Source organism: Pseudomonadales bacterium, from assembly GCA_013215025.1.
Lineage (GTDB): Bacteria > Pseudomonadota > Gammaproteobacteria > Pseudomonadales > DT-91 > DT-91.
In genome coordinates this window covers 1-22,577 of sequence record JABSRR010000029.1, presented here as the reverse complement: position 1 = coordinate 22,577, position 22,577 = coordinate 1, and the positions used below count along the sequence as shown (strand labels likewise).

At 45.2% G+C, this 22,577-nt stretch carries 26 protein-coding genes; 19 read left to right on the top strand and 7 right to left on the bottom strand.

The window, feature by feature from the left end; translation table 11 throughout:
• From coq7 to HRU21_03850, 4 genes are all read left to right on the top strand, one after another.
• A partial coding sequence (gene coq7 / locus HRU21_03865; GenBank protein NRA41428.1) for a 2-polyprenyl-3-methyl-6-methoxy-1,4-benzoquinone monooxygenase occupies positions 1-486 on the top strand: 486 nt, incomplete at its 5' end.
• Positions 487-588: 102 nt separating this feature from the next.
• The gene (locus HRU21_03860; GenBank protein NRA41427.1) at positions 589-1,467 is read left to right on the top strand and encodes a TIGR03619 family F420-dependent LLM class oxidoreductase; all 879 of its coding nucleotides are present in this window, start codon (positions 589-591) and stop codon (positions 1,465-1,467) included.
• Positions 1,468-1,520: 53 nt separating this feature from the next.
• The gene (locus HRU21_03855) at positions 1,521-2,663 is read left to right on the top strand and encodes a hypothetical protein (protein ID NRA41426.1); all 1,143 of its coding nucleotides are present in this window, start codon (positions 1,521-1,523) and stop codon (positions 2,661-2,663) included.
• Between the two features lie 56 nt (positions 2,664-2,719).
• Positions 2,720-3,592, top strand: a complete 873-nt coding sequence (locus tag HRU21_03850; GenBank protein ID NRA41425.1) for a DMT family transporter — start codon at positions 2,720-2,722, stop codon at positions 3,590-3,592.
• Positions 3,593-3,599: 7 nt separating this feature from the next.
• On the opposite strand, the gene HRU21_03845 is transcribed toward HRU21_03850, so the two are convergent.
• Positions 3,600-4,037 (bottom strand): OsmC family protein, encoded by a 438-nt coding sequence (locus HRU21_03845; protein ID NRA41424.1) that lies wholly within the window; start codon positions 4,035-4,037, stop codon positions 3,600-3,602.
• Between the two features lie 249 nt (positions 4,038-4,286).
• On the opposite strand from HRU21_03845, the gene crp reads away from it, so the two are divergent.
• From crp to pgl, 4 genes are all read left to right on the top strand, one after another.
• Positions 4,287-4,922: a cAMP-activated global transcriptional regulator CRP gene (gene crp, locus HRU21_03840; protein NRA41423.1), complete on the top strand. Its 636-nt coding sequence runs from the start codon at positions 4,287-4,289 to the stop codon at positions 4,920-4,922.
• Positions 4,923-5,097: 175 nt separating this feature from the next.
• Positions 5,098-6,552: a decarboxylating NADP(+)-dependent phosphogluconate dehydrogenase gene (gnd, locus tag HRU21_03835; GenBank protein ID NRA41422.1), complete on the top strand. Its 1,455-nt coding sequence runs from the start codon at positions 5,098-5,100 to the stop codon at positions 6,550-6,552.
• A complete protein-coding gene (gene zwf / locus HRU21_03830) occupies positions 6,545-8,071 on the top strand; it encodes a glucose-6-phosphate dehydrogenase (protein ID NRA41421.1) in 1,527 nt (508 codons plus the stop codon). Before gnd ends, zwf begins: the two co-directional genes overlap by 8 nt.
• On the top strand, positions 8,071-8,778 hold the full coding sequence (gene pgl, locus HRU21_03825; protein ID NRA41420.1) for a 6-phosphogluconolactonase: 708 nt from the start codon (positions 8,071-8,073) through the stop codon (positions 8,776-8,778). The genes zwf and pgl overlap by 1 nt, the downstream gene beginning before the upstream one ends.
• Before the next feature lie 78 nt (positions 8,779-8,856).
• Here the strand turns inward: pgl and HRU21_03820 are convergent, their stop codons facing one another.
• Positions 8,857-9,834: a DUF2333 family protein gene (locus HRU21_03820; protein NRA41419.1), complete on the bottom strand. Its 978-nt coding sequence runs from the start codon at positions 9,832-9,834 to the stop codon at positions 8,857-8,859.
• 49 nt (positions 9,835-9,883) lie between these two features.
• Entirely contained in the window at positions 9,884-10,483 is a 600-nt protein-coding gene (locus HRU21_03815) for a copper chaperone PCu(A)C (protein NRA41418.1), read from the bottom strand.
• Between the two features lie 143 nt (positions 10,484-10,626).
• Here HRU21_03815 and HRU21_03810 point away from each other — a divergent pair, with 143 nt between their 5' ends.
• From HRU21_03810 to HRU21_03775, 8 genes are all read left to right on the top strand, one after another.
• Positions 10,627-12,540 (top strand): protein-disulfide reductase DsbD, encoded by a 1,914-nt coding sequence (locus HRU21_03810; protein NRA41417.1) that lies wholly within the window; start codon positions 10,627-10,629, stop codon positions 12,538-12,540.
• A 250-nt stretch (positions 12,541-12,790) separates the two neighbouring features.
• The gene (aroQ, locus tag HRU21_03805; protein ID NRA41416.1) at positions 12,791-13,243 is read left to right on the top strand and encodes a type II 3-dehydroquinate dehydratase; all 453 of its coding nucleotides are present in this window, start codon (positions 12,791-12,793) and stop codon (positions 13,241-13,243) included.
• 99 nt (positions 13,244-13,342) lie between these two features.
• A complete protein-coding gene (locus HRU21_03800; GenBank protein NRA41415.1) occupies positions 13,343-13,804 on the top strand; it encodes an acetyl-CoA carboxylase biotin carboxyl carrier protein in 462 nt (153 codons plus the stop codon).
• 13 nt (positions 13,805-13,817) lie between these two features.
• Positions 13,818-15,158, top strand: a complete 1,341-nt coding sequence (gene accC, locus HRU21_03795; GenBank protein NRA41414.1) for an acetyl-CoA carboxylase biotin carboxylase subunit — start codon at positions 13,818-13,820, stop codon at positions 15,156-15,158.
• Positions 15,159-15,589: 431 nt separating this feature from the next.
• Positions 15,590-15,826 carry a DUF2798 domain-containing protein gene (locus HRU21_03790; GenBank protein ID NRA41413.1) on the top strand — a complete coding sequence of 79 codons (237 nt, stop codon included), beginning with the start codon at positions 15,590-15,592 and terminating at the stop codon, positions 15,824-15,826.
• Between the two features lie 105 nt (positions 15,827-15,931).
• A complete protein-coding gene (locus HRU21_03785; GenBank protein ID NRA41412.1) occupies positions 15,932-16,408 on the top strand; it encodes a DM13 domain-containing protein in 477 nt (158 codons plus the stop codon).
• Between the two features lie 162 nt (positions 16,409-16,570).
• Positions 16,571-17,047, top strand: a complete 477-nt coding sequence (locus tag HRU21_03780; protein ID NRA41411.1) for an FKBP-type peptidyl-prolyl cis-trans isomerase — start codon at positions 16,571-16,573, stop codon at positions 17,045-17,047.
• Between the two features lie 5 nt (positions 17,048-17,052).
• The gene (locus tag HRU21_03775) at positions 17,053-17,595 is read left to right on the top strand and encodes an acyl-CoA thioesterase (protein ID NRA41410.1); all 543 of its coding nucleotides are present in this window, start codon (positions 17,053-17,055) and stop codon (positions 17,593-17,595) included.
• A 4-nt stretch (positions 17,596-17,599) separates the two neighbouring features.
• Here HRU21_03775 and HRU21_03770 read toward each other — a convergent pair whose 3' ends face one another.
• Both HRU21_03770 and HRU21_03765 read right to left on the bottom strand, forming a co-directional pair.
• Positions 17,600-18,238, bottom strand: a complete 639-nt coding sequence (locus tag HRU21_03770; protein ID NRA41409.1) for a DsbA family protein — start codon at positions 18,236-18,238, stop codon at positions 17,600-17,602.
• A gap of 21 nt (positions 18,239-18,259) precedes the next feature.
• Positions 18,260-18,838, bottom strand: coding sequence for a protein disulfide oxidoreductase (locus tag HRU21_03765; protein ID NRA41408.1), 579 nt, complete (start codon positions 18,836-18,838; stop codon positions 18,260-18,262).
• A gap of 91 nt (positions 18,839-18,929) precedes the next feature.
• On the opposite strand from HRU21_03765, the gene HRU21_03760 reads away from it, so the two are divergent.
• Together HRU21_03760 and HRU21_03755 are read left to right on the top strand one after the other, a co-directional pair.
• The gene (locus tag HRU21_03760; protein NRA41407.1) at positions 18,930-19,361 is read left to right on the top strand and encodes an SRPBCC domain-containing protein; all 432 of its coding nucleotides are present in this window, start codon (positions 18,930-18,932) and stop codon (positions 19,359-19,361) included.
• Entirely contained in the window at positions 19,361-20,269 is a 909-nt protein-coding gene (locus tag HRU21_03755; GenBank protein ID NRA41406.1) for a phytanoyl-CoA dioxygenase family protein, read from the top strand. The genes HRU21_03760 and HRU21_03755 overlap by 1 nt, the downstream gene beginning before the upstream one ends.
• Before the next feature lie 53 nt (positions 20,270-20,322).
• Here HRU21_03755 and HRU21_03750 read toward each other — a convergent pair whose 3' ends face one another.
• A complete protein-coding gene (locus HRU21_03750; protein ID NRA41405.1) occupies positions 20,323-21,186 on the bottom strand; it encodes a hypothetical protein in 864 nt (287 codons plus the stop codon).
• Positions 21,187-21,314: 128 nt separating this feature from the next.
• Entirely contained in the window at positions 21,315-22,214 is a 900-nt protein-coding gene (locus HRU21_03745) for a LysR family transcriptional regulator (protein ID NRA41404.1), read from the bottom strand.
• Between the two features lie 102 nt (positions 22,215-22,316).
• Between HRU21_03745 and HRU21_03740 the strand changes: the two genes are divergently transcribed.
• The coding region (locus HRU21_03740) for a glutathione S-transferase family protein (protein NRA41403.1) at positions 22,317-22,577 on the top strand (261 nt) is incomplete at its 3' end.

Here is a 22,577-nt window from a genome sequence, read left to right as displayed (position 1 = left end):
GGTTTAATGCGCATCAATCATACCGGTGAAGTGTGCGCACAGGCGCTATACCAAGGCCAATCACTGACCGCTAAAAATCCTGAAACACGCGATGCCCTGCTTGATGCTGCAGAAGAAGAGATTGATCACTTAGTCTGGTGTGAAGAACGCCTAAATGATCTTGGCAGCCATACTAGCTATTTAAACCCTGTATTTTACAGCTTATCGTTTGCCATTGGCGCGGTCACTGGTGCTATCAATGATGAAGTCAGTTTAGGCTTTGTTGAAGCCACTGAAGACCAGGTGTGTCAGCACTTACACGAGCATTTAGAGCAGATACCTGAGGAAGATATCAAAACTCGCCAGATACTCGAACAAATGCTGATCGATGAACAAGCACATGGCGATAAAGCGCTAGATCAGGGCGGCATAGCGTTTCCATGGCCGATTAAACAAGGGATGCGCCTGTTATCAAAGGCCATGACTAAAACCACTTATCATATTTAGTTTTAGAATGCTGTAGCTTGCAATATCGGATAGCATGCCAAGCCGTCAGTCGTTCTGTGCAATTAAATATGTGCATTTATACATAATAATAGAGGAATCCTTATGCACCTTGGCTTTAGCTCAATGAACACACCACTGGATCCAGACCCGCGCGAACTGGCAAAAGTTCTCGAACAAGCTGGATTTGAATCACTGTGGTATGGCGAACACAGCCATATCCCTATGTGCCGCAGCACGCCTTATCCAGCAGGCGGCGAGATGCCACAACCCTATAAAGAGATGCAAGACCCCTATGTATCATTGATGGCTGCCGCCAGCGTCACTGAAACCTTAAAACTGGGCACTGGCATTGCCTTGCTGTGCGAGCGCGAGCTTTTCTCACAGGCCAAGACGATCGCCACCTTGGATCGATTAAGTAACGGCAGATTAATGATTGGTACCGGTGTTGGCTGGAATCAGGAAGAATTTGAAAACACCACGCATATCCCTTTCAACAAACGCTATAAAGGCTTACGAGAAATTGTTGAAGCAACGCGGACGTTATTTAATCAATCCGAGCCAAGCTATGATGGCGAGTATATTAATTTTGACCCAGTGTGGTTTGAGCCTAAGCCACAGCAAGCCTCAGGTAGTGATATGGCAGCGCTTGGTCCAAAATTCACTTTAGGCGTGATGGGGCCGCTTGGCATTAAGCATGCGGCACAATGGGCTGATGGCTGGATGCCTGTAGATGTTGCGATGCCAGATATGGAGCAAGGCATTAAAGACTTTCACCAACTGGTGCGCGATCACGGCCGAAAGCCGGATGATGTTGAAATCACCATGGTAGTCATGAGTGAAGTCAGTGGCGATTTATTAAAACGTTATCGTGATCTTGGTATCACGCGCTGTAATATCGGTGTCGGCATGGAAAACTGGAACAAGCCCGAAATCATTATGCCGATGATTGAAAAGTTCAGCCAGCTGATCCCTGAGTTATAAGAGTAGCCAAAGTCCATGAGCAAGGCTTGCAGTGAATACGCTGCTAGGTACCGATGACCGAAAAGCTCAAAGATTTTTACAGCCAACAACGTATTATGGCGATTGCACAGGTAGTCGCCGAATATGATAAATCCTTTGACACGCGAAATTTTTGCCAACAGGTTCAGACAGACAGTTGGCAGGATTTTTCCCTGAAACAACGCCAGACAAGGCTCAGCTTTTGCTTATATCATGCAATCAGTGGCAGCTATAAAGAAAAGCTAGCGCTACTTTGCCAAGTCGCGCAGCATTTTGGGCGATATGCTGAGGCCTCAAAGGCCGAACGGCTTAAAGAAAACATTGCCGGTAATTACCAATACATGTTTTTCCCAGGTGTAGTTGAACAATTCGGCCCGCATAAGCCCGAAGCTTGGTCAGCAAGCCTCGACGCACTGGCAGCAATGACTATGTTTTCCTCCAGTGAATTTGCAGTGCGACCGTTTCTTGCGCAAAATAGCCGTGCTATGTTGCGGCAAATGCTTTGCTGGAGCCAAGATCAAAATTACCATGTCAGGCGACTCGCTTCAGAGGGCTGTCGACCACGCTTACCGTGGGCCACACAATTGCCAATGCTGATTAGTGACCCAACACCCATCATACCGATATTATCGATGCTTTACCTTGATACTAGTGCCTATGTTAGGCGATCGGTTGCCAACAATCTTAACGACATCAGCAAAACGCATCCAGAGTTAACTCTAGACACCTGTGAAAGCTGGCTAAAAAAGAGCGCGGAGGCTTTACCGGTGGTTCAGCATGGGCTTCGCGGCCTATTAAAACAAGGCAACGAAAGAGCGCTATCATTGTGCGGTTTTGATCAGTCGGCCGCCATTCAACTGGAGCAAATTGAATTTCCACAACGGATTAAAATTGGTGCTACTGCCGTTTTAGCCTGCCAACTGACTCAGCTAGACCAACAAAGTCTTGGCCGCTGTCGCATTGAATATGCTATTGATTTTTGTCGCCAGGGTCAGCGTCGGAGTCGCAAGGTATTTCAAATTTCTTCTAACCATATTGCTAAACCTCAACATCAAGTGCAAAAGCCCATTCAATTCATACATCGTTCAACTCGACGGCTTTATCCAGGACAGCACCAAATTAGCCTCATCATCAACGGCAAGTGTCTCGCCAGCCAGGCGTTTGCACTTTATAATTAAAGCCTTTGATCACTCCCTAAGCAGAAAGCAAAATTACAAACAGCATATTTGTCAGCATGCCATTTATTCAAAAAATTCCTTTAAGCGTTCGCTATATGCTGCTAAGTGCACTTGGCTTCGCATTGATGGCTGCCTGTGTCAAACAGGTCAGCAATAACGGCATACCTTTACTGGAAATTGTAGCCGCCAGAGCGCTTGTATCACTAGCACTGAGTTTTATTGATGTGCAGCGCAAAGGCATTTCAATTTGGGGTAATAACAAACCCTGGCTCATCGCACGTGGGGTAGTTGGCGCATTCACCTTAATAGCTGTGTATTATGCGGTAAGCGCTTTACCATTGGCCGATGCAACCGTTATCCAGTATTTACACCCGGTTTTCACGGGTCTGTTAGCTTTTATTTTTTTAAAGGAGCCTTTGCAACGATCGACCATTCTATGCGTCATGCTTAGCCTAACAGGGCTTTTAATTATGACAAATCCTGAGATATTATTTTCTCAACACACATCGCAGTTACCTGCTTTTGCAGTCGCAATGGCGATACTAGGCGCATTTGGCAGTGGCGTGGCCTATGTTATTGTGCGTAAACTGAGTCAAACCGATGATGCTTCGGTGATTATTTTTTACTTCCCACTGATTGCACTTCCAATTGCGCTGATTGGTCTTGGCGACCAGTGGGTCTTACCAACTGGCCATAGCTGGTGGCTACTGCTGTGTATTGGCATATTCACACAGCTTGGACAAGTTGGCTTAACGAAGGCGATGCAAACAGAGGCGGCAGCCAAAGCGACCGCTTATTCATATATTCAGGTTGTCTTTTCGGCCATTCTGGGCTGGCTGTTCTTTAGCGAGCTGCCATCAATTTGGACCATCATCGGCGCCAGCCTGATTATAGCTGGCGCATTGATTAATGTATTTTGGAAAAAATAAGCCGCAGTTAGCCTGATTCAGACTGCGATAGCTCAAGTAGTTCATAACTGTGTGAAACTTCAACGCCAGCAGCTTCCATCATGATCGATGCCGAGCAATACTTCTCTGCCGACAGTGACACCGCACGCGCAACCTGCTTCTCTTTCAGCTGATGACCTGAAACCACAAATTTAATGTGAATTTTAGTGAATACTGCAGGCACAGCATCCGCCCGTTCAGCCTCTAAATACGCCTGACAATCAGTAATCTGCTGACGCGATTTTTTTAAAATACTGATCACATCAAACGAGGCACAGCCACCCATGCCCAATAGCAACATCTCCATCGGCCTAATGCCGCTATTTCTTCCCCCGGCCGATTCTGGCCCATCCAAAACCACACTATGGCCACTGCCCGACTCTGCTAAGAACTGAGCATTATCAACCCATTTCACCTGTGCCTTCATAGTCATTCTCAATCTAATAAAAGCGCTTATTTTAGCATTTTTTTTATTCGCCTAGCATCAATCTATTCACGGCACGCAGTAATCTCTTTTAATAAAGTTGTCGCCTACTCGCCCGCTTTGTTAACCATGCAATATGCTGTGATACCGATATCTGAGTGACTAAAAAAAGTTTCGCGGCGATATTTGTGTTTACCTATCAAGCTTGTATGATGAGTTGACTGTAAAACTTATAAGAAACAGACTTTGATTATGACTTATACACCGCTAAATCCGCATATTCCTCAAGTAGAGGACTTTTTGTCGCACTGCACTATAAGAAAGTTTCCAAGCAAAACCACCCTTATCTCTGCTGGCGAGCGCTCTCATTCTTTATTTTATATTTTAGAAGGGTCGGTAACGGTGCTACTTGAGGATGAAGAAGGTCGAGAGATGATTGTCGCTTATTTAAACAAAGGCGACTTTCTTGGCGAGGCAGGTATATTTGATAATGATAATACCCGCACNGCCTGCATTCGCACCAAAACTGCCTGTGAGATAGCGGAAATCTCTTATGAGCGTTTTCGTCATTTAATTAATCAGCAGCCGATATTCTTNATGGAACTTACTAAACAAATTTCCAATCGTTTACAGGCAACCACACAAAAAGTCGGCGATTTAGCGTTTCTTGATGTCACCGGCAGGGTTGCTCGCACCTTACTGGACCTTTGCAAACAACCCGATGCAATGACTCACCCTGACGGCATGCAAATTAAAATCACACGTCAAGAAATTGGTCGCATCGTTGGCTGTTCTCGTGAAATGGCTGGGCGAGTATTAAAAACCTTAGAAGCACAGGGCTTGATCTCAGTGAGCGGCAAAACCATGGTAGTATTTAATGCCCGCTAGCTAACAAACAGCAGTAAAACTGCCTTCAGAATTTTACTCAACATCCGCAGAAAATTATCGCATTTATCAGGTACAGCTTTTGCATAAATAATTGAAGTGGTCGCGAGAAGAATATGTTAATAACTGACAATAATCTTTTGCGATGTTTAACATATCAGCTAGTTAAGGAGACTGCATGACTCATGATATAGGACTGATTGGCCTTGCCGTGATGGGGCAAAATCTTGCGCTTAACTGTCGTGACAAAGGCTTTTCGATTGCGGTATACAACCGCAGCTTTAGCAAGACCGAAGCTTTTCTACAACACCACTCAAATGACTCAAGTACCGCACTGAACGGCTTTGAAAGTCTTAGCGATTTTGTTCAAGCATTAGCAAAACCGCGTAAAATTATTCTCATGGTAAAAGCCGGTGCCGCTGTTGATCAAACCATTGCACAATTAATTCCCTTGTTAGATGCAGGTGATATTATTATTGATGGCGGCAACTCTGATTTTCAAGACAGCGAGAATCGCGCCAAACTTTGTCAGTCGCATGAGCTTCTGTTTGTTGGATCAGGTATTTCGGGTGGTGAGGAAGGTGCTCGCTTTGGCCCATCCATTATGCCCGGCGGTGACAGCAAGGCATGGCCTGCGATTAAGAATATTTTTCAAACCATTGCCGCTCAAGTTGAACAAGAAAGTTGCTGCGAATGGATGGGCGCTGGCGGTGCAGGCCACTTTGTCAAAATGGTTCATAACGGCATCGAATATGGTGACATGCAGCTGATCACGGAAAGCTACGCCTTACTAAAAAGCGTCTTACAGCTTGATAATGCATCACTTGCTGATTGCTATAGCCGCTTCAATCAAGGTCCATTAAACTCATATTTAATTGAAATCACTGCTGAAATATTTGCCTTCAAAGATAGCGAAGGCAATGCCGTTATTGATTATATTCTGGACACTGCAGGTCAAAAAGGCACCGGTCGTTGGACCGCCATCAATGCTATGGAACATGGGACACCATTAACCATAATTGCCGAAGCGGTATACGCACGAAGTCTATCTGCAAGACTCGATGATAGACTGCAAGCTAGCAGCGTATTACCCAAAAATAACGCAACTGCTAGCAAACCAGAGCATGATACCTTTTTGTCGCAAGTTGAAAATGCTTTATTGCTGGCAAAAATACTCTCCTATGCACAAGGCTTCATGCTGTTACGGGACGCATCTAACTATTATGCATGGGATTTAAACTTAGCAAATATTGCAAAAATATGGCGCGGTGGCTGCATTATACGCAGCCAGTTTTTAAATCCAATCCGAGAGGCATACAGCGACAACCCTACTTTAGAAAACCTGTTATTTGCCGATTATTTTAAACAAGCTATAGCTAGCTACGAAACTGATTTACGTAATGTGATAATTCTTGCTATTCAACATGGCATAGCGGTTCCAGCGCTTAGCGCTGCTCTGTCTTTTTTAGATGGTCTGCGTGAGTCTCACAGCACCGCAAATCTATTACAGGCTCAGCGCGACTACTTCGGTGCGCACACCTACGAACGACGTGACCAAGCACGCGGCCAGTATTTTCATACTGACTGGGCCGGCTTAAATGGCTCAGCCACCTCAGGCACTTATGATGCATAGCCCTGACCATAGACTACCCGATGCATTAAGCATCATTATTTTTGGCGCAACGGGTGATCTTACGCTGCATAAATTGATGCCATCGCTGCTTAGGCTCTTTCAGCATCAGAGAATGCCAAAAGCTTTTGATATTATCGCCTGCGGCCGCAGAGACATCAGTCGCGAACAGTATCAACAGCTGGTCTTGCCGCAGCTTGAAACAGCCAGTGAAGTGACTGATCAGACATTTTGCATAGACGCTTTTTTAGACCGCATTCATTATTTTACTGGCAACTTAAATGACAGTTATATGTATTTGCGTTTGGACAGTTTTTTGCAGGCCGACAAGTTTGCCAATGATATGGTATTTTATTTAGCCATTGGCTCTGAACAACTACCGATTTGTATTGAAAATTTAGCCAATCAACGCCTGTTGAATAACAATGAACATATTCGCCGAGTGGTGGTTGAAAAACCGATTGGCCATGACCTTGCTAGCGCAACCGCAACTGAACAAATTCTCTCTGACCACTTAGATGAGGATCAGATCTTCAGAATTGACCACTATCTCGCCAAAGAGATGGTGCAAAATATNCTCGTGTTTCGTTTTGCTAATATTTTTATGGAGCCGCTCTGGAATCATCATTATATCGATCATATTCAGATCACACACAGTGAAACACTAGGTGTAGGCACACGTGGTGGCTTTTATGACAGTCATGGCGCTCTACGTGATATGATTCAGAGCCATATACTGCAACTGTTAGCGATTATTGCGATGGAGGCACCGCTGTCGGCCTCTGCCGATGACCTTCGCGCTGAAAAAATAAAAGCACTTAGAGCCGTAAGACCCATGAGCAACGCTGACATAGATCAATACTGCTACCGGGCGCAATACGATCAAGGCACAATTAAACAGCAAGCCGTTCCGGCTTATCTGCAAGAAAATGGTATTGACCCGCAAAGCACCACTGAAACCTTTGCAGCAGTTCGCTTTCACATCGATAACTGGCGCTGGCAAGGCGTACCCTTTTACGTTCGCACAGGTAAACGTTTAAAAGCTAAGCAATCCTTAATATCCATCTGCTTTAAAAAAACACCGTCCCGTTTTTTCAGGCAATTCGAAAATCAAATCAAAAACGCCAACTGGCTATTGCTCAGCATACAACCAGAGCAACATATTCGCATGGAAATGACGGTAAAAGAGCCAGGCCTTGATATGCGGGTCGAACAAACCTCAATGGATGCGGGGTTTCAACAAAAAGATCCGAAGCGCGATGCTTATGATGACCTTTTATTGGACGTTTTTGAAGGCGAGCAAAGCCTCTATCTCAGTCGTGAAGAAATCCATACCGCATGGGAAATCTGTGATCCTATTTTAAAAGCATGGCAAGCCTCCAATAAGCCGCTGGATCAATACGAGTCAGGCAGCTGGGGGCCATTAAATATGCGTAAATTGTTTCATGACAAGCAATTGGTCTGGCGACACACGCTTGACAGCCAAGACACAGGCTGGTCGATCAATAGTGACAGCAAATAATGACGGTACGCTATTTTACTGATTCAAAGGCTCTCAGCCTTGCCGCTTGCGAAAACATATTGCGCTGCGCTAAAACCAGTATAGATCAACAGGGCCGCTTTGTATTTGTGTTAGCCGGTGGCTCATCACCACAGGCGATTTATCACGCCCTAGGGAAACAAACCGACTTTGCTGACTGGGTTTTTATTTACGGTGACGAGCGTTTTTTACCGGCAACGCATAGCGATCGCAATGCACAACTTTTTTTACAATGCGTGCCAGCACTGTCTTCACGAGCAAGGCATTTAGAAGTCCTGCCCGCAGCCAACCTAACACCCAATCAAAACGATTTAGAAGCAGCTGCTCAGGAATACCAAACTCGCATTGATCAATATTTACCCGCAGACTTTTGCTTACTTGGCATGGGTGAGGATGGGCATACAGCCAGTTTATTCCCAGCCAATCTCGACAATGATAAAAAAGCGACAGCGTCAACTATTAGCGTCAATAACTCACCTAAGCCACCATTGATGCGTCATTCGCTCAGTTATGCCACGTTAGCAAACAGCCGTCAGTTGATTCTGCTGGCCTCGGGTGATGCCAAAATTGGCGCGCTGAAAAAGCTGATAAGCTCAGACGCTAGCCTACCTATCACAGAATTAAAACACAGCGCTATGTCGAGTAGCGTGAATCAAAGCTTCGAAGTATGGACAGACATCCAGCTTTAAACTGCTAGCCATGTAGGTTAGGATAGACTAGAACCGTGATTGCAAACTTAAGCTAAAATTCAAGCCGAAGTTTTGGCCCTAGCCTTTCTCCAGTAATTCTCGAAGATCAATGGTCGCCGCATTTGCACGAGAGATATATGAAGCCATCACCAGCGAATGATTTGCCCATAAGCCAAAACCGCCACCGTTTAGCACCATTGGACTGTAAAGTGTTTGCTGTGTCGCCTCTAATTCGCGGATAATCTGCGCAACCGATACGGCGGCATTTTTCTTCTTTAACACCTCAGCAAAATCTACCTCAATCGCTTTCAACAAATGAATCAAGGCCCAAGATGCACCTCTTGCCTCATAAAAAACATCATCAATTTCTAACCAAGGTGTTTTGGTATGCAGTTCATCTTCGGCGTTAGTTGACTGCTGAGCCGCATCGTCACCAGCAAGATCGGTATTCAATCGGCGCTGGCCAACAGAAGCACTCAGTCGCTGTGACAAGGAACCTAAGCGCACCTCAACAATACGCAGCCAGTTACGTAAATTATCAGAGCGTGCATAAAACTGTGCTTGATTATTACCATCAGAAAGGCGTGTCATATAGCTACGTAGGTTTTTCACGGTTGTGGCATATTCTGACTCAGCATCCGGGAAAGCCCATGAGGTGTGCGCAATATTTAGATGTGATTCCGCCTTCGCTAAATCTGGATCTTCCTGTGACTGCGACTGTGAACGACTAATACTGTCTCGCATGGCCCTAGTCATATCTCTAGCTTGAACCAGCACCCCAAACTCCCAGCTGGGCATATTGTCCATCAAAATAAATGGCGGCAGCTTATCATTTGCTAAAAAACCGCCCGGCTTATGCAGCAAGCTTTCAATAATGGTTATCAAACTCGCGGTCGTTGTAACACCGATCACTACCGGGCGTTGAATCTTCTCGGCCTCTGCAATGCCAACATCTAACACTGAAAAGCTATCTGGCTCTTGCGACCAATAGACGGCGCCAGCAAAGAATAATGCCGCAATTAAAAGCACAGCAAGGCTTATCGATTTTCCATTCATAACTTTCTCAATTTTAGTCTAGCATCTACTATTTTAATCTAGCACCTTGCTAATGATGCATATGATGATGCAGCATATCCTGGTGCTGTTTTTGCTTGTTTTGCTTATGCTGGCCCTTTGCTTCATTTAACACACTAACAACAGGCGCTTGAATAATTTTACAGAACTCGACAAAGCATAGCCGCAATTCCACAGTATCGCCTTGTTTCAAACTTTGTTGCAAGCCCATTAGCATAATATGCTTACCGCCTGGCTCAAAAATCACTGTCTCACCTGCAGCTATCGACAGGGTCGAAAGTTTACGCATTTGCATCTGCACACCATCTTGGCTGGTTTCATGCAGCTCTGCTTTTTCGGCAACCGGGCTACTGACCGACTGCAACGTGAGTGCCTGTTCAGCTGTATTGCTTAATGACATAAATGCCGCTGTAACTTTCTGACCTGGTGGCAAGCCTCTGACATAGGCATTACTTACCGATACTGNCTCTATGTTGGCATTGGCTGGCCTTGCCTCAGCATGCGCATGCTGCGACTCACAAGCCAAAGTCTGCTTACTAATGGTGCAACTGTATAAAACAATCAACAGGCACAAAAATTTCTGCAGGCTAATTTTACGGGCACTATCGTAGGCACTTTTTTGGTATAACATTGTGTTAATCACCGCCACTTACTCTGATAAATAAAAGCTGATTATAGCGCAAGCGACGTATCATTTACGCAAAAAATAAGGCAAGCTTAATTACCTTTAATCATGCCATTGTTACAAGGTCACGACTGAATAAACCGATTTTTATGCCAAATTTTTTAACAACTTATGTGCTCACAGCCAAAATTCACTCACCTCGCCTGAGCCTTTTTTATTTAACTGGCCTAGCATTATTACTGCTCTGTGTCGTCGAATTTAGCCATGCGCAACAAAATACTAGCCCGCTGCTAAAGCAAACCAATGCGGAGACATTTGCCGCTATAAACGGCAGCAATGATGATTTTCTGCCCGTAGAACAAGCCTATCAACTGCAGCTCGACTTTAGCGATTCCAGCGACTCCAGCGATGCCAGCGATGAGCAAAGCAATACGGTAACCCTCAAAGCAATTTGGCTCGCTGCAGCTGACCATTACTTATACAAACATGGCTTTAAACAATTTTATATTGCCTCACATGACGCCGGGGGCGCTGCGCAAGAATGGCCTTTAACTGCTGAGCTGCCCGCCGGCAAGCTTACAATGGATGAATACTTTGGTGAGGTTGAAACCTATTACCATCAGGTTGTCATCCCACTGACGTTTCCGCGCGATCAGCAGCCTGAGCTACTTCGCTTTCAATCGCAAGGCTGTGCTGACGCCGGGCTATGCTATCCACCTTATGATGTGTATGTGCAGTTAGACTGGCAGCAGCAAAGCTTTAGTTTTATCGATCCAAATCGCTATCAAGATCAGTTAGCGAAGGCCACAGATTTTACTGGCAATGGATCACTTAGCACTGAGACTACTACAGCATCGTTTGGCTTTTGGGCGGCAATACTGGGTGCATTTTTAGGCGGCTTAATTCTAAACTTGATGCCATGTGTATTGCCTGTGCTGAGCATCAAGCTCATGCAGTTACAGCAAGCGAATGCATCTCATCGAATGCTAGGCCTCAGCTACATGGCAGGCGTGATATTAAGCTTTGCCGCGATTGCTGGATTGATGCTTTTACTACGCCAATCTGGGCTGGCAATTGGCTGGGGCTTTCAGCTGCAACAGCCCTGGCTGGTGGCTTGTTTATGCTTATTGTTTTTCACCCTGGGTTTGTCACTTTCTGGTTTTTTCGAACTTGGCAGCCGCTTCATGGGGCTGGGTCAGAACCTTACTACATCGCCACGTTCTAACGGCGGGCAGTGTTTTTCGGCCTTTATCACTGGGGTTCTAGCCGTTGTTGTTGCCAGCCCCTGTACGGCACCATTTATGGGTTCAGCACTTGGCTTCGCCTTAACTCAAAGTAATGCTGCGGCAATTGCAGTATTTGTAGCGCTAGGATTTGGTATGGCGCTACCTTTAACCTTGATCACTTTCATCCCAACGCTCGAGCAGTGGCTACCAAAGCCAGGCCTATGGATGGTTAAGCTGAAAGAATTTTTCGCCTTCCCACTATATCTGACGGTCATTTGGCTACTGTGGGTGCTTTCAAACCAAACCTCAAGCAACACCCTGGCCGCCATGTTGCTCGCTCTTACTGCAGTGGTATTTATTATATGGTGCTTAAAATTTCAACACCCACTTGGCAGAGTTATTGCCATCATAGGCTGCATAGCTATTGCGCTGTTTATTGCCAGCCCGATGCTGCAAAGCGCAGAATCAAAGCGCAGTGAAAAATTAGCGCTTGGACATATTAATTATTCTGCTGACACTCTGAAACAATTGCGTCAACAAGGGCAAGCCGTCTTTATTGAACTCACCGCTGACTGGTGTATCACTTGCCTTGCGAATAAACAACGTACGCTGGGTAATGCACATATTCAGCAGGCGTTTCGTGACGCAGGCATTCAGTATATGGTTGGCGACTGGACTAACTATGACCCTGCTATTACTGAGCTACTGGAGCAATATGGTCGCTCTGGCATACCGCTATATCTACTTTTCCCAACAGACCCTGAGGCCGATGCGCAAATCCTGCCACAGCTACTCAATGATCAATTGGTACTCGACGCCATTCAAAAAATAAAGTGAGTACACACTAACTTTTTTCACCCTGAATATTTACTGCGTTTTAGGCGCCATGAAAAGCTATAACATAGCTTTTTAGCACTAAGTTTAGTTTTCAAAGCCATCTTTAAGCCACTGTCAGCAATATTTACAAGAACTCGGTGGCGCCAAATGACGTCATCGTGTCGCGATCTTCGCTTTTTTTTAGCAATCACTAGACAGCGCGATTTCTACAAGGCAGAATGTTTCGCAATTTTATAAAAAGGTGAATGCAATGGCTTCTGTGCTCGTGCTTCATGGACCCAACCTCAATCTTCTTGGCACACGTGAGCCTGAACGCTATGGCCATGAGACGCTGGACGATATAAACCAGATGCTAAGCCAACTTGCGGAATCGGCTGGGTTAGGCTTTGCAACACTGCAAGCCAATAGTGAAGCCGATCTCATTGAGCGCATTCATGCAACACGACACGATGACACGGCGTTTTTATTATTTAACCCCGGCGCATTTACCCATACATCCATTGCATTACGCGATGCCATCTTGGCTGTTGAACTGCCCTTTATTGAATTGCACTTATCAAACATCCACCAACGCGAAGCGTTTCGCCATCAGTCTTTTTTCGCCGATATTGCCGAGGGGGTTATCGCAGGCTTTGGTGCTAATAGCTACGCCTTAGCGATGACCGCCGCTATCGACTTAATTCAACAGCGCAACATCGAATAAGGCAAACTTTGAAACGCCAATGCCAAACTTAGCGAAACTTAGCGAGCGGCGTTGAACAAATTAATGACAACAATTAGCGACAACAATAAGAGTTAAACCATGGATATCAGAAAAGTAAAAAAATTGATCGAACTACTCGAAGAGTCGAATATCGATGAACTGGAGATCAAAGAAGGTGAAGAATCGGTTCGCATCACCCGTAATACCGGCGTAGCAACGGTTGCTGCTCCACAGGTAGTGGCTGCTGCACCCGTCGCTGCGACTCCCGCTGCCGCACCCGCTGCCGCTAGCGCTGAAAGCCCAGCACCGGCCAGTGCTGCACCGGCAGGTCATACCGTTAACTCACCGATGGTTGGCACTTTTTATCGCTCCCCTGCACCCGATGCTGCGCCATTTATTGAAGTTGGCCAAAGTGTTAAAGCCGGTGACGTGATCTGTATTGTCGAAGCCATGAAAATGATGAACCAAATCGAAGCCGATAAATCCGGCGTAATTGAAGCTATTCTGGTTGAAGATGGCCAACCGCTAGAATTTGATCAGCCCATGGTTGTGATTGCATAAAGAGGCCATCCAAATGTTAGATAAAGTTCTCATCGCCAACCGGGGTGAGATTGCACTTCGCGTGTTACGAGCCTGCAAAGAGCTGGGCATCAAAACTGTCGCTGTGCACTCTACTGCCGATAAAGACTTAATGCATGTTCACCTGGCTGACGAATCGGTATGTATTGGCCCAGCGCCATCTCCGCAAAGCTACTTGCACATTCCTTCAATTATTGCTGCCTGCGAGGTTACCGGTGCAGAAGCTGTGCATCCTGGCTACGGATTTTTAGCCGAGAATGCTGACTTCGCCGAACAGCTCACCAATTCAGGCTTTAAATTTATCGGTCCATCAGCTAAGTGTATTCGCATGATGGGCGACAAAGTTGCCGCCATTGCAGCGATGCAGGAGGCCGGCGTGCCAACCGTACCAGGCTCAAATGGTCCACTCACCGATGACAATGAACGCACTATGCGTATCGCGCGTGAAATCGGTTATCCCGTCATTATTAAAGCCGCTGCAGGTGGTGGTGGACGTGGCATGCGCGTCGTGCATTCCGAGGGCTCATTGTTAAACTCTATCCATGTAACGCAAACAGAGGCGAAGACTGCTTTTGGCGACGCAACGGTATATATGGAGAAGTTCTTAGAGAATCCACGTCACGTTGAGATTCAGGTACTGGCAGATGGCAAGGGTAATGCGATTCACCTTGCAGATCGAGACTGTTCTTTACAGCGCCGGCATCAAAAAGTGATTGAAGAAGCACCTGCACCGAAGATTCCCGATGCTGTAAGGCAAGAGGTATATGATGCTTGCACCAAAGCTTGCCTCGACATTGGCTATGAAGGCGCGGGCACATTTGAATTTCTTTACGAAGATGAGCGCTTCTATTTCATTGAAATGAATACTCGTGTGCAAGTTGAGCACTGCGTCACCGAAATGGTGACCGGTATCGACATTGTCAAAGAACAGCTGCGTATTGCCTCGGGCCAAAAGTTGAGCATTCAGCAACAAGATGTCAGCATCAAAGGCCATGCCTTTGAATGTCGAATCAATGCGGAAGATCCAAACACCTTCATGCCAAGCCCTGGCAAAATTACGCATTACCACGCGCCTGGTGGTTTAGGCGTTCGGGTTGATTCACACATCTATTCTGGCTATAGCGTACCGCCGCATTATGACTCTATGATTGCCAAGGTGATTACCCACGCACGAGACCGCAAGGCGGCACTAGCTCGTATGAGCTGTGCGCTGGATGAACTGTTGGTCGAGGGCATCAAAACTAACACCCCTCTGCAACGCGACCTCTGCAACGACGCTGCATTTATTGAAGGGGGCGTGAATATTCACTACTTAGAGAAAAAGCTAGGCCTATAAACTTACTTATATTTATATGGCCCGATAGCTTGATCAGCCGTAATGAATATCTATACCCGCACTATGCGGGTATTTTTTTATCCAATAGCCAAGAAATTACCCCTCAGCAGCCCTTTGAAACGCAATTTGCGTTAAGCTGCTCTATAATCTTTTTATTTGATGATATTTGATGCCTTGCTACTCACCATAGTAACTTTAATCGCAGTGAGCATAGCATTAACCTTATGCATATATTTGAGTACATATATTCAAGCGCATATATTCAAGCCGAAGACAGCGCATAAGCCAGTGGTCTTGTAAGGTTTATAAATCATGTAGCAGCTAGGCCATGAAAGTGAGAAGAAGTTAGACCATGTAAAAAAGTTAAACCATATATAAGTTAGACCCTCAATAAAAAGAATTTTCACATAAACCTACTTGAGTAGATAGATATGTTAGCCAGCCAATACCGCCCCGTTGTATTTTCTTTTTTTATGGCTTTATTTATGTCCTGCCTGATGTCGATTGTCATCACTTTATTCAATATCGGTTGGGTTGAAGGCATAGGCCTGATTTGGCTTAAGGCCTGGGGCTTTGCTTTTGTTGTGGCTTTCCCCTGCGTCTTAATCGTTGCCCCTTTGGTCAACATAGTAGTGAGTAAGTTAGTGGCGCCAGCGCCGCATGATTAATTAATCTATTCAGACCAATACAATGCAATAAATGAAGGTATTGATGAATAACAAGTTAAAGAATTAAATAATATTGTTGCTATATTGATTACAGAAATTACATATATGAACTTACTAAAAAGCATTTTATTACTAATTTCACACAGCATAGTAGGGCTGTTAGGCATTATGCTCGGCATCTATATTTTACCCATCTTAACCGCAGCACCGCCTCCTTCTGCTGCAGAATTATCAAGCATGTCTTCCCTGGCTCATTTTCAGGCGACATTCAGACGAGACTTAGCCGACAGCGATACTTTGCACTGGGGTGACGGCGAGGTATCAGTAGGCAAAAATTTTATTAGCTTTAACGGTAAGCTTGCGCCAGGGCCTGATTATTATTTATACCTGTCGCCACAATTCATAGAAACCGAGAAAGCATTTGTTGAACAAAAACACACGATGATTCAAGTATCGGCAATTAACAGCTTTAACGGATTTGCGATAAATCTTCCCGAGACAATTGATATTAATAATTATAATAGCGTCATTATCTGGTGTGAAAGCTTTGGTGAATTCATTACAGCCGCGCAGTATCGTTAATTGATGAGCGTTTATAAAGCTTAAAAGCAAGCAGCCATTATATATTGGTTATAATTTTTAGCTTTTACTTGCGATCTTTATATAGAAATATCTAAGCAAGAATTTTCTGCACATATTGGCGGATAAACACGTATAATCTCTTCTATTTTTAAGGAGCAACTGATGTTAAAAAGCCTCGCGATTATCGGCTTAGTGATTGCCGTAATTTTTGCTTTTAAGTTTTTAAAAGGTGAAAGCCAAGCATCGCAAAAAGCGTTGGCAGATGGACGCGACTTCTTGGCGAAAAACAAGCAACGAGAGGGTATCCAAACCACAGACTCAGGCTTGCAATATCTGTTTTTGTCTCAAGGTGATGGCGGCCCTACTCCATCACCTAACGATACTGTTGAAGTGCATTATCACGGCAGCTTAATTGACGGCACGGTATTCGATAGTTCGGTCAATCGCGGCAACAGCATCCAATTTGGCTTACAACAAGTGATTCGTGGCTGGACTGAGGGTCTGCAGCTTATGGCTGAAGGGGACAAGCTCAGATTATTTATCCCTTCTGAGCTGGCATACGGCAAACGCGCTGCAGGTAAAATACCGCCTAATTCGGTGCTTATTTTTGACATTGAACTGATTAAAATCAACCCTTAACAGCTATGTATCCTATATTACGTTTGCTAGCCGCCTCTGTTACCGCCCTGAAGGAGAATAAACATTCTTCACCGGCACAATATAATGACACCACTGAAGTAAGCTTCCGCTGTTGGCCTTGGGACTTAGATATCTTTTTTGAGATGAATAATGGTCGGGTCTTAACCCTATATGACCTTGGTCGTTTACACTTTTCATTGCGCACTGGTTTCAGCCGCGTTCTGCGTGAAAAGCGATGGGGACTCGTGGTTGCAGGCAGTACTGTTCGTTATCGCAAACGGGTGAAAATATTCGACAAGGTTCTTATGCGTACCAGCATTGTCAATTTTGATCCACGCTGGGTGTATATGACACAATCTATGTGGGTTAATGGTGAACCTGCCTCATCAATCCTGATTCGAGTTGGCGTAACCGAACAGGGTCGAGTCATTGATACCGAGACAGTACAAAATGCTATGCAGTCCGGGCAACTTGAATTTACATCTTCTACATGGCTTGATGAGTGGGTAGCCAGTGAAGAGCAGCGCCCTTGGCCACCTAAGCATTGAAAGTTTAATCGCTCTCGCTTAAGCCCTGACCTCGCAGCTCAGTGATAGCTGCCAATGTGCTGTGTGCCGACTCGTAATCAATCGGCACCGGATGATAATACTCTCCATCCCAGAAGATCCAACTAGGAAAGCTATCGGCGCCAATGGTTCGCGCCAAACTCAACTGCCTCTGCAATTCATCTTCGGTTTGCTGGGCTGTCAAATCCGTCATAAAACGTGAGAAGTCTAAGCCTAGCTCATCGGCCAACTGCAATAAAACGTCTTCATCAGAAGGGTTCATCGCCCGTAAATAGTATGCCTGCTGGATGGCGAATAACATGGCTTGAGCAGCGTGCTGATTTGCAGCAGCAATAACCGCACGACAGGACGGATAGGTTGACCTGCGCGGTATATTTTTTTGCCAAAAATCAAAGTTAAACTCGGTACCAAGAGATGCGTGAATACGCTGCCAGGTAGCAATGATTTTTTCTTGCATAGACGCCGACATCGCGACATCGCTGTCGGCAGCTAATCCACCTAAAAGCTCTACTATCGGTACTTTTCCCGCCAAGGCGTTACGTATTTGATCTAATACTGGACGATACGCCCAGCACCATGAACACATAGGATCATAGGCATAATAAAGTGTCGCTGGTGCTGACATGAGTTATTCCGTTTTTAGATATTAAGTTTGATCAAATACGGCCAGCTTGGCCCGCAAGCCAATCTCGGTATTCACACCAACACTGTAATAGTGAATTTTGCCATGACTGTCCAAAATCAAAAAGCTCGGTGTACCCTTTATCTCAAGCTGCTGAGCAACGGCGCCATTAGCATCGTTAATTACTGGAAACGCAATATCATGCTGAGCTTGATAGGCCGCAACCGAGGCTGGAGTACCTGATTTTAAAGCAATACTAACGACTGGATAATCGCTCGTAAGATTACTAACAGCTTTTGATGTTAATTTACAAACGCCACACCATGTAGCCCATACATACACTAACACAGGCTTGCCTGCGGCTAAGGCTAATTGATCAGCCGAGCTTAGCTGCTGCTTGATATGCTGCATGATGGCAGGTGTGAGGGTATGATTATCACGCGATGTTAATCGATAGCTATCGATTGCCAGCGTGATGGCACTGAGAAGCATGAGCATTGTGCATACCTGAAAACCTAGTTTCATAAAGCGATGGCCAGATAATGAACGCTTTGTGACATCCTGTTCATGATTGGGTTGATTTGACCCGGGGTCTTGCGGCATGCAGCTTTTTTCCTGTTATCATAACGAATAGTTAGTATGCCCTTACAAACCTTATAGAGCACTCAATATTCCCGCAATAGCTTAGCATAGTATGAAATACGAAATCATTTTACAGACTTCCATTGCAACATCACCATCATCTGTGTGGCAGGTTTTGACCGAACTTGAGCGCTATCCGGAATGGAACCCCTTTGTCTTGCGCTGCGAATCAAGTTTACAGCCTGGCAAGGCAATTTTTATGTGGGTTAAACTGTTGCCATTTACCCTCAAGCAGCGTGAAACCATTCGCCATAATGATGGCAAGTCGTTCATGGAATACGGGGTTCATATTCCTGGCTTACTTTACAGCACAAGACAGCATAAGCTCGAAACTGATCAACCTGCTAGCTGCCTCTACCACTCAATTTTTCGCTTAGAAGGCCTGCTAGCGCCTTTAATCGGTGGCTTACTTAACAAACGTCTAAAACACGGTTTCAGCGCGATGACCGAGGCATTAAAGCTGCGTTGCGAGGAGAGTGACTGATGAAAACCGAGCCGCTTATCCTATCAACGCTATCTGAGCCTTTAGCGATCTTGCGCGAGCGATTCCAGGACTTTGGATACCTGCACATTAAAGCTGCAGTGAATACTCACGATTGCGAGGCTTTAATGCAGCAAATAATTGACCTGCTTGCACCCGAAGTTAGTTTTAACAAGGCATCTCGACAACCCATATTAAACGGTAAACCTTTTTTTGAGACGGATCCCTTTTTTGATCAGGTTTATCCAGACATACAAGCACTACCCTTGTTTCAAGATATTTTTCATCAGCAAGATATGCAGCAGGCAATGCAAATCGTAGCCGGCGATAAGGTATTTGTGTATCCCATGAAAATGGCACGTATTTCAACACCGCGTAAACTTGGCTTTGAAACACCGCCACATCAAGATGCGCACTCGCATCAAGCTGGAAATACAATGGCAGGCATCTGGCTAGCGCTTCACGATATTGGCAAAGATATGGGACGTTTAATGGTGCTACCGAAATCGCATCATCAAGGTGTACGTCAAGTCACGCAAGCTAATGGCGTAGGCGGTGTGCAATGCGAAATTTTCGCGCATGAAGATACTTGGCATGTTTCAGATGTTGAACAAGGGGATGTGATTCTTTTTCACGCCTGTTGTGTGCATAAAGCTGAACCTAACACCTCAGATAGTGTAGTGCGATTAAGTATCGACACGCGATTTTGTGATTACGGGGCACCTGTTTTTACCAGCAACTTAGCACCCCACCACGCTTGGCGCATAGAAAAACTAAGCTGGGAATACATTTATAAAAATTGGCCAAAAGACACGCTGCAGTATTATTGGCGCGACTACCCAGCCTTACATGGCCCTAGCGAAGCCGAGTGGCAACAACTAGCTGAAGGCCTGAACAAACAGCAGGCCTAAATATAAAAAAAGCGCCTAGATGGCGCCTTTTTTATTATTTCTGTTATTTCTGCTTAAAAGCGATAGTTAAGCTGTGCTAGATAACCCGAACGGTCACCGACTGCACCTTCTAAACCAAAATTCCAATGCTTGTTGATATTGTACTGTAGGCCAAAGATATTTGAAATTGGATCGTTAGCGCGTGTATCGGTCTCAAATTTGTCAAGCTCGATACCGCCAAGTGCACCTACAATTTCAGGCGGGATAAGGCCATCAGGAATAGGGCCGTTCACCGTTTCCTCGATATCCTCATATATCAAGCCGGTCCATAAACGAAGACTGCGGTTGAACTGATAGCCAAACCTCAGAGAGCTTACTAACGCAGAAGCATTATCGTCTAAAACGTCAACGTCGGTTTGCGAGTAGTTAACATCAGCCGATGCAAAGAATTTGTCTACGCCATAGGCCAAGGTAAAACCAAGCCCAAGCGTATCGCCCTCAAAATCAACATCGAATGTATATTGCGATGCTAGAGTAGGGTCTAGCAAGGCGGCGTTAGCAATATTTACCGAGACGTCAGCCGTGCCGCTGGTCTGCCCACCTAAGGCATATACATTTAAAAACGGTAATAGCCAGACATCAAAGCGTAAGATGGTAGTATCAACTTCTATAATCAGCTCTTCAATATCTAAACCGGCTTGTCCTATGAATGCATTTAGCTGAGATTGATTAGCAGAATTTTTCGATAATAAATTTATACCATCAACTGCAATTTCTTCATCAAGGTGGTTATACACTACCGATAAACCGCAGCCTAAGGGCATATCATAGCCACGTGCTTCAGCTTCGGCCTTATAAAACGGCAGACCATCGCAGAGACTTGCAAAAGCATGGGAACTAAAACAAATAATTGACGCTACTAGCCATCTATTGATCATATCTAAATCCTTTTTTATATTTATTATTCAAAGTAGGCGACAGCGATAAAACTGTAAAGCTATCTACAGTATTTATGCTGCAATATCCGACCGCCACATCAGCCATCTGGTCATATCTCACCAGCAACTTAATGATTTAATAGTGAATTTAACAAAAACTCTAAAGCTCTTCCACGATCTCCGTGCCTGACTGCAACATATAACTGACTCTTACTGACTAACGCAGCCATTTCATTGTCGAGCGGTTTTATTAATAAAGCGCCAGTGGCTAACTCATGCTGAATTGCGCGCCTCGGCAAAAAGCCAATGGCCAGTCCTGCTAACTGCATAGCTATTTTTGCCTGTAAGTTTTCAACTTTAATGAACTTTGAGCTATTGAGCTGGCGCAGCGCTTTTAATCGCAGGGTGTTGGCTTGATCTTTAATAATAACCTGTCGGTATTGAGCAATATCGACTTGGTTTATAGGCTGCTGATGAGCCGCCAATGGATGATCAGCTGCAATGGCAAATACCCAATCATCCTCAATCAAAGGAAATACATGCACCGCGTTGATATCTTTTGGCTTTTCTGGCACGCCAATCGCAATATCAATTGTCTCATTAATGAGCGCCTCCCAGGCGCCATTCAATACAAATTCGCTTACATCAAGCTGAATCTCAGGTCGCTGCTGCATCAGCGCCTGCAGATCAGCGGTAGCTGCAGCCACGCCAAAACTGGTATCAATACCAATATTTAGCTGGCTTTCCCAGCCGCCATGCAACTCTTTTACATCGAGCACCAGTTGCTCTGTAGCGGCTAATATGTCGCGGCCTCGCTCTAATAATAACTGCCCTGCTGGCGTTAATTGGGCTTTTCTACCCTTTTTAACGAAAATCTGTATCGCTAAGTCTTGTTCAAGCTTCTGAACCGTGTAGGTAAGGGCTGAGGGTACGCGATATAGCGATGCAGCGGCCGCGGCAAAACTGCCTTTGCGAGCAATAGCGTCAACCACCTGTAAGGCATCAAGACTGAGCAGATTATCCGTCATTAAACATCAATATTTTTGAATATAAACATCATTTTATTTTAGTTTTTTTAAACAAATTACTCAACTACACTGATATTCTGTTTTGAATATAGGTAGCTAAGCATGGGTTTATTAGTCGACGGTAAGTGGCATGATCAGTGGTATCAAAGTAAGGATGGCGCATTTATACGCGAAGACGCACAGTTTCGACATTGGGTAACGCCCGATGGTAAGGCTGGCTCCTCTGGTAGTGAAGGCTTTAAGGCAGAGTCTGGTCGTTATCACTTATTTGTTTCGATGGCCTGTCCATGGGCCCATCGCACGTTAATTTTCAGACGCTTAAAACAACTTGAAAAGCATATTACTGTGACCGTTGTGGACCCC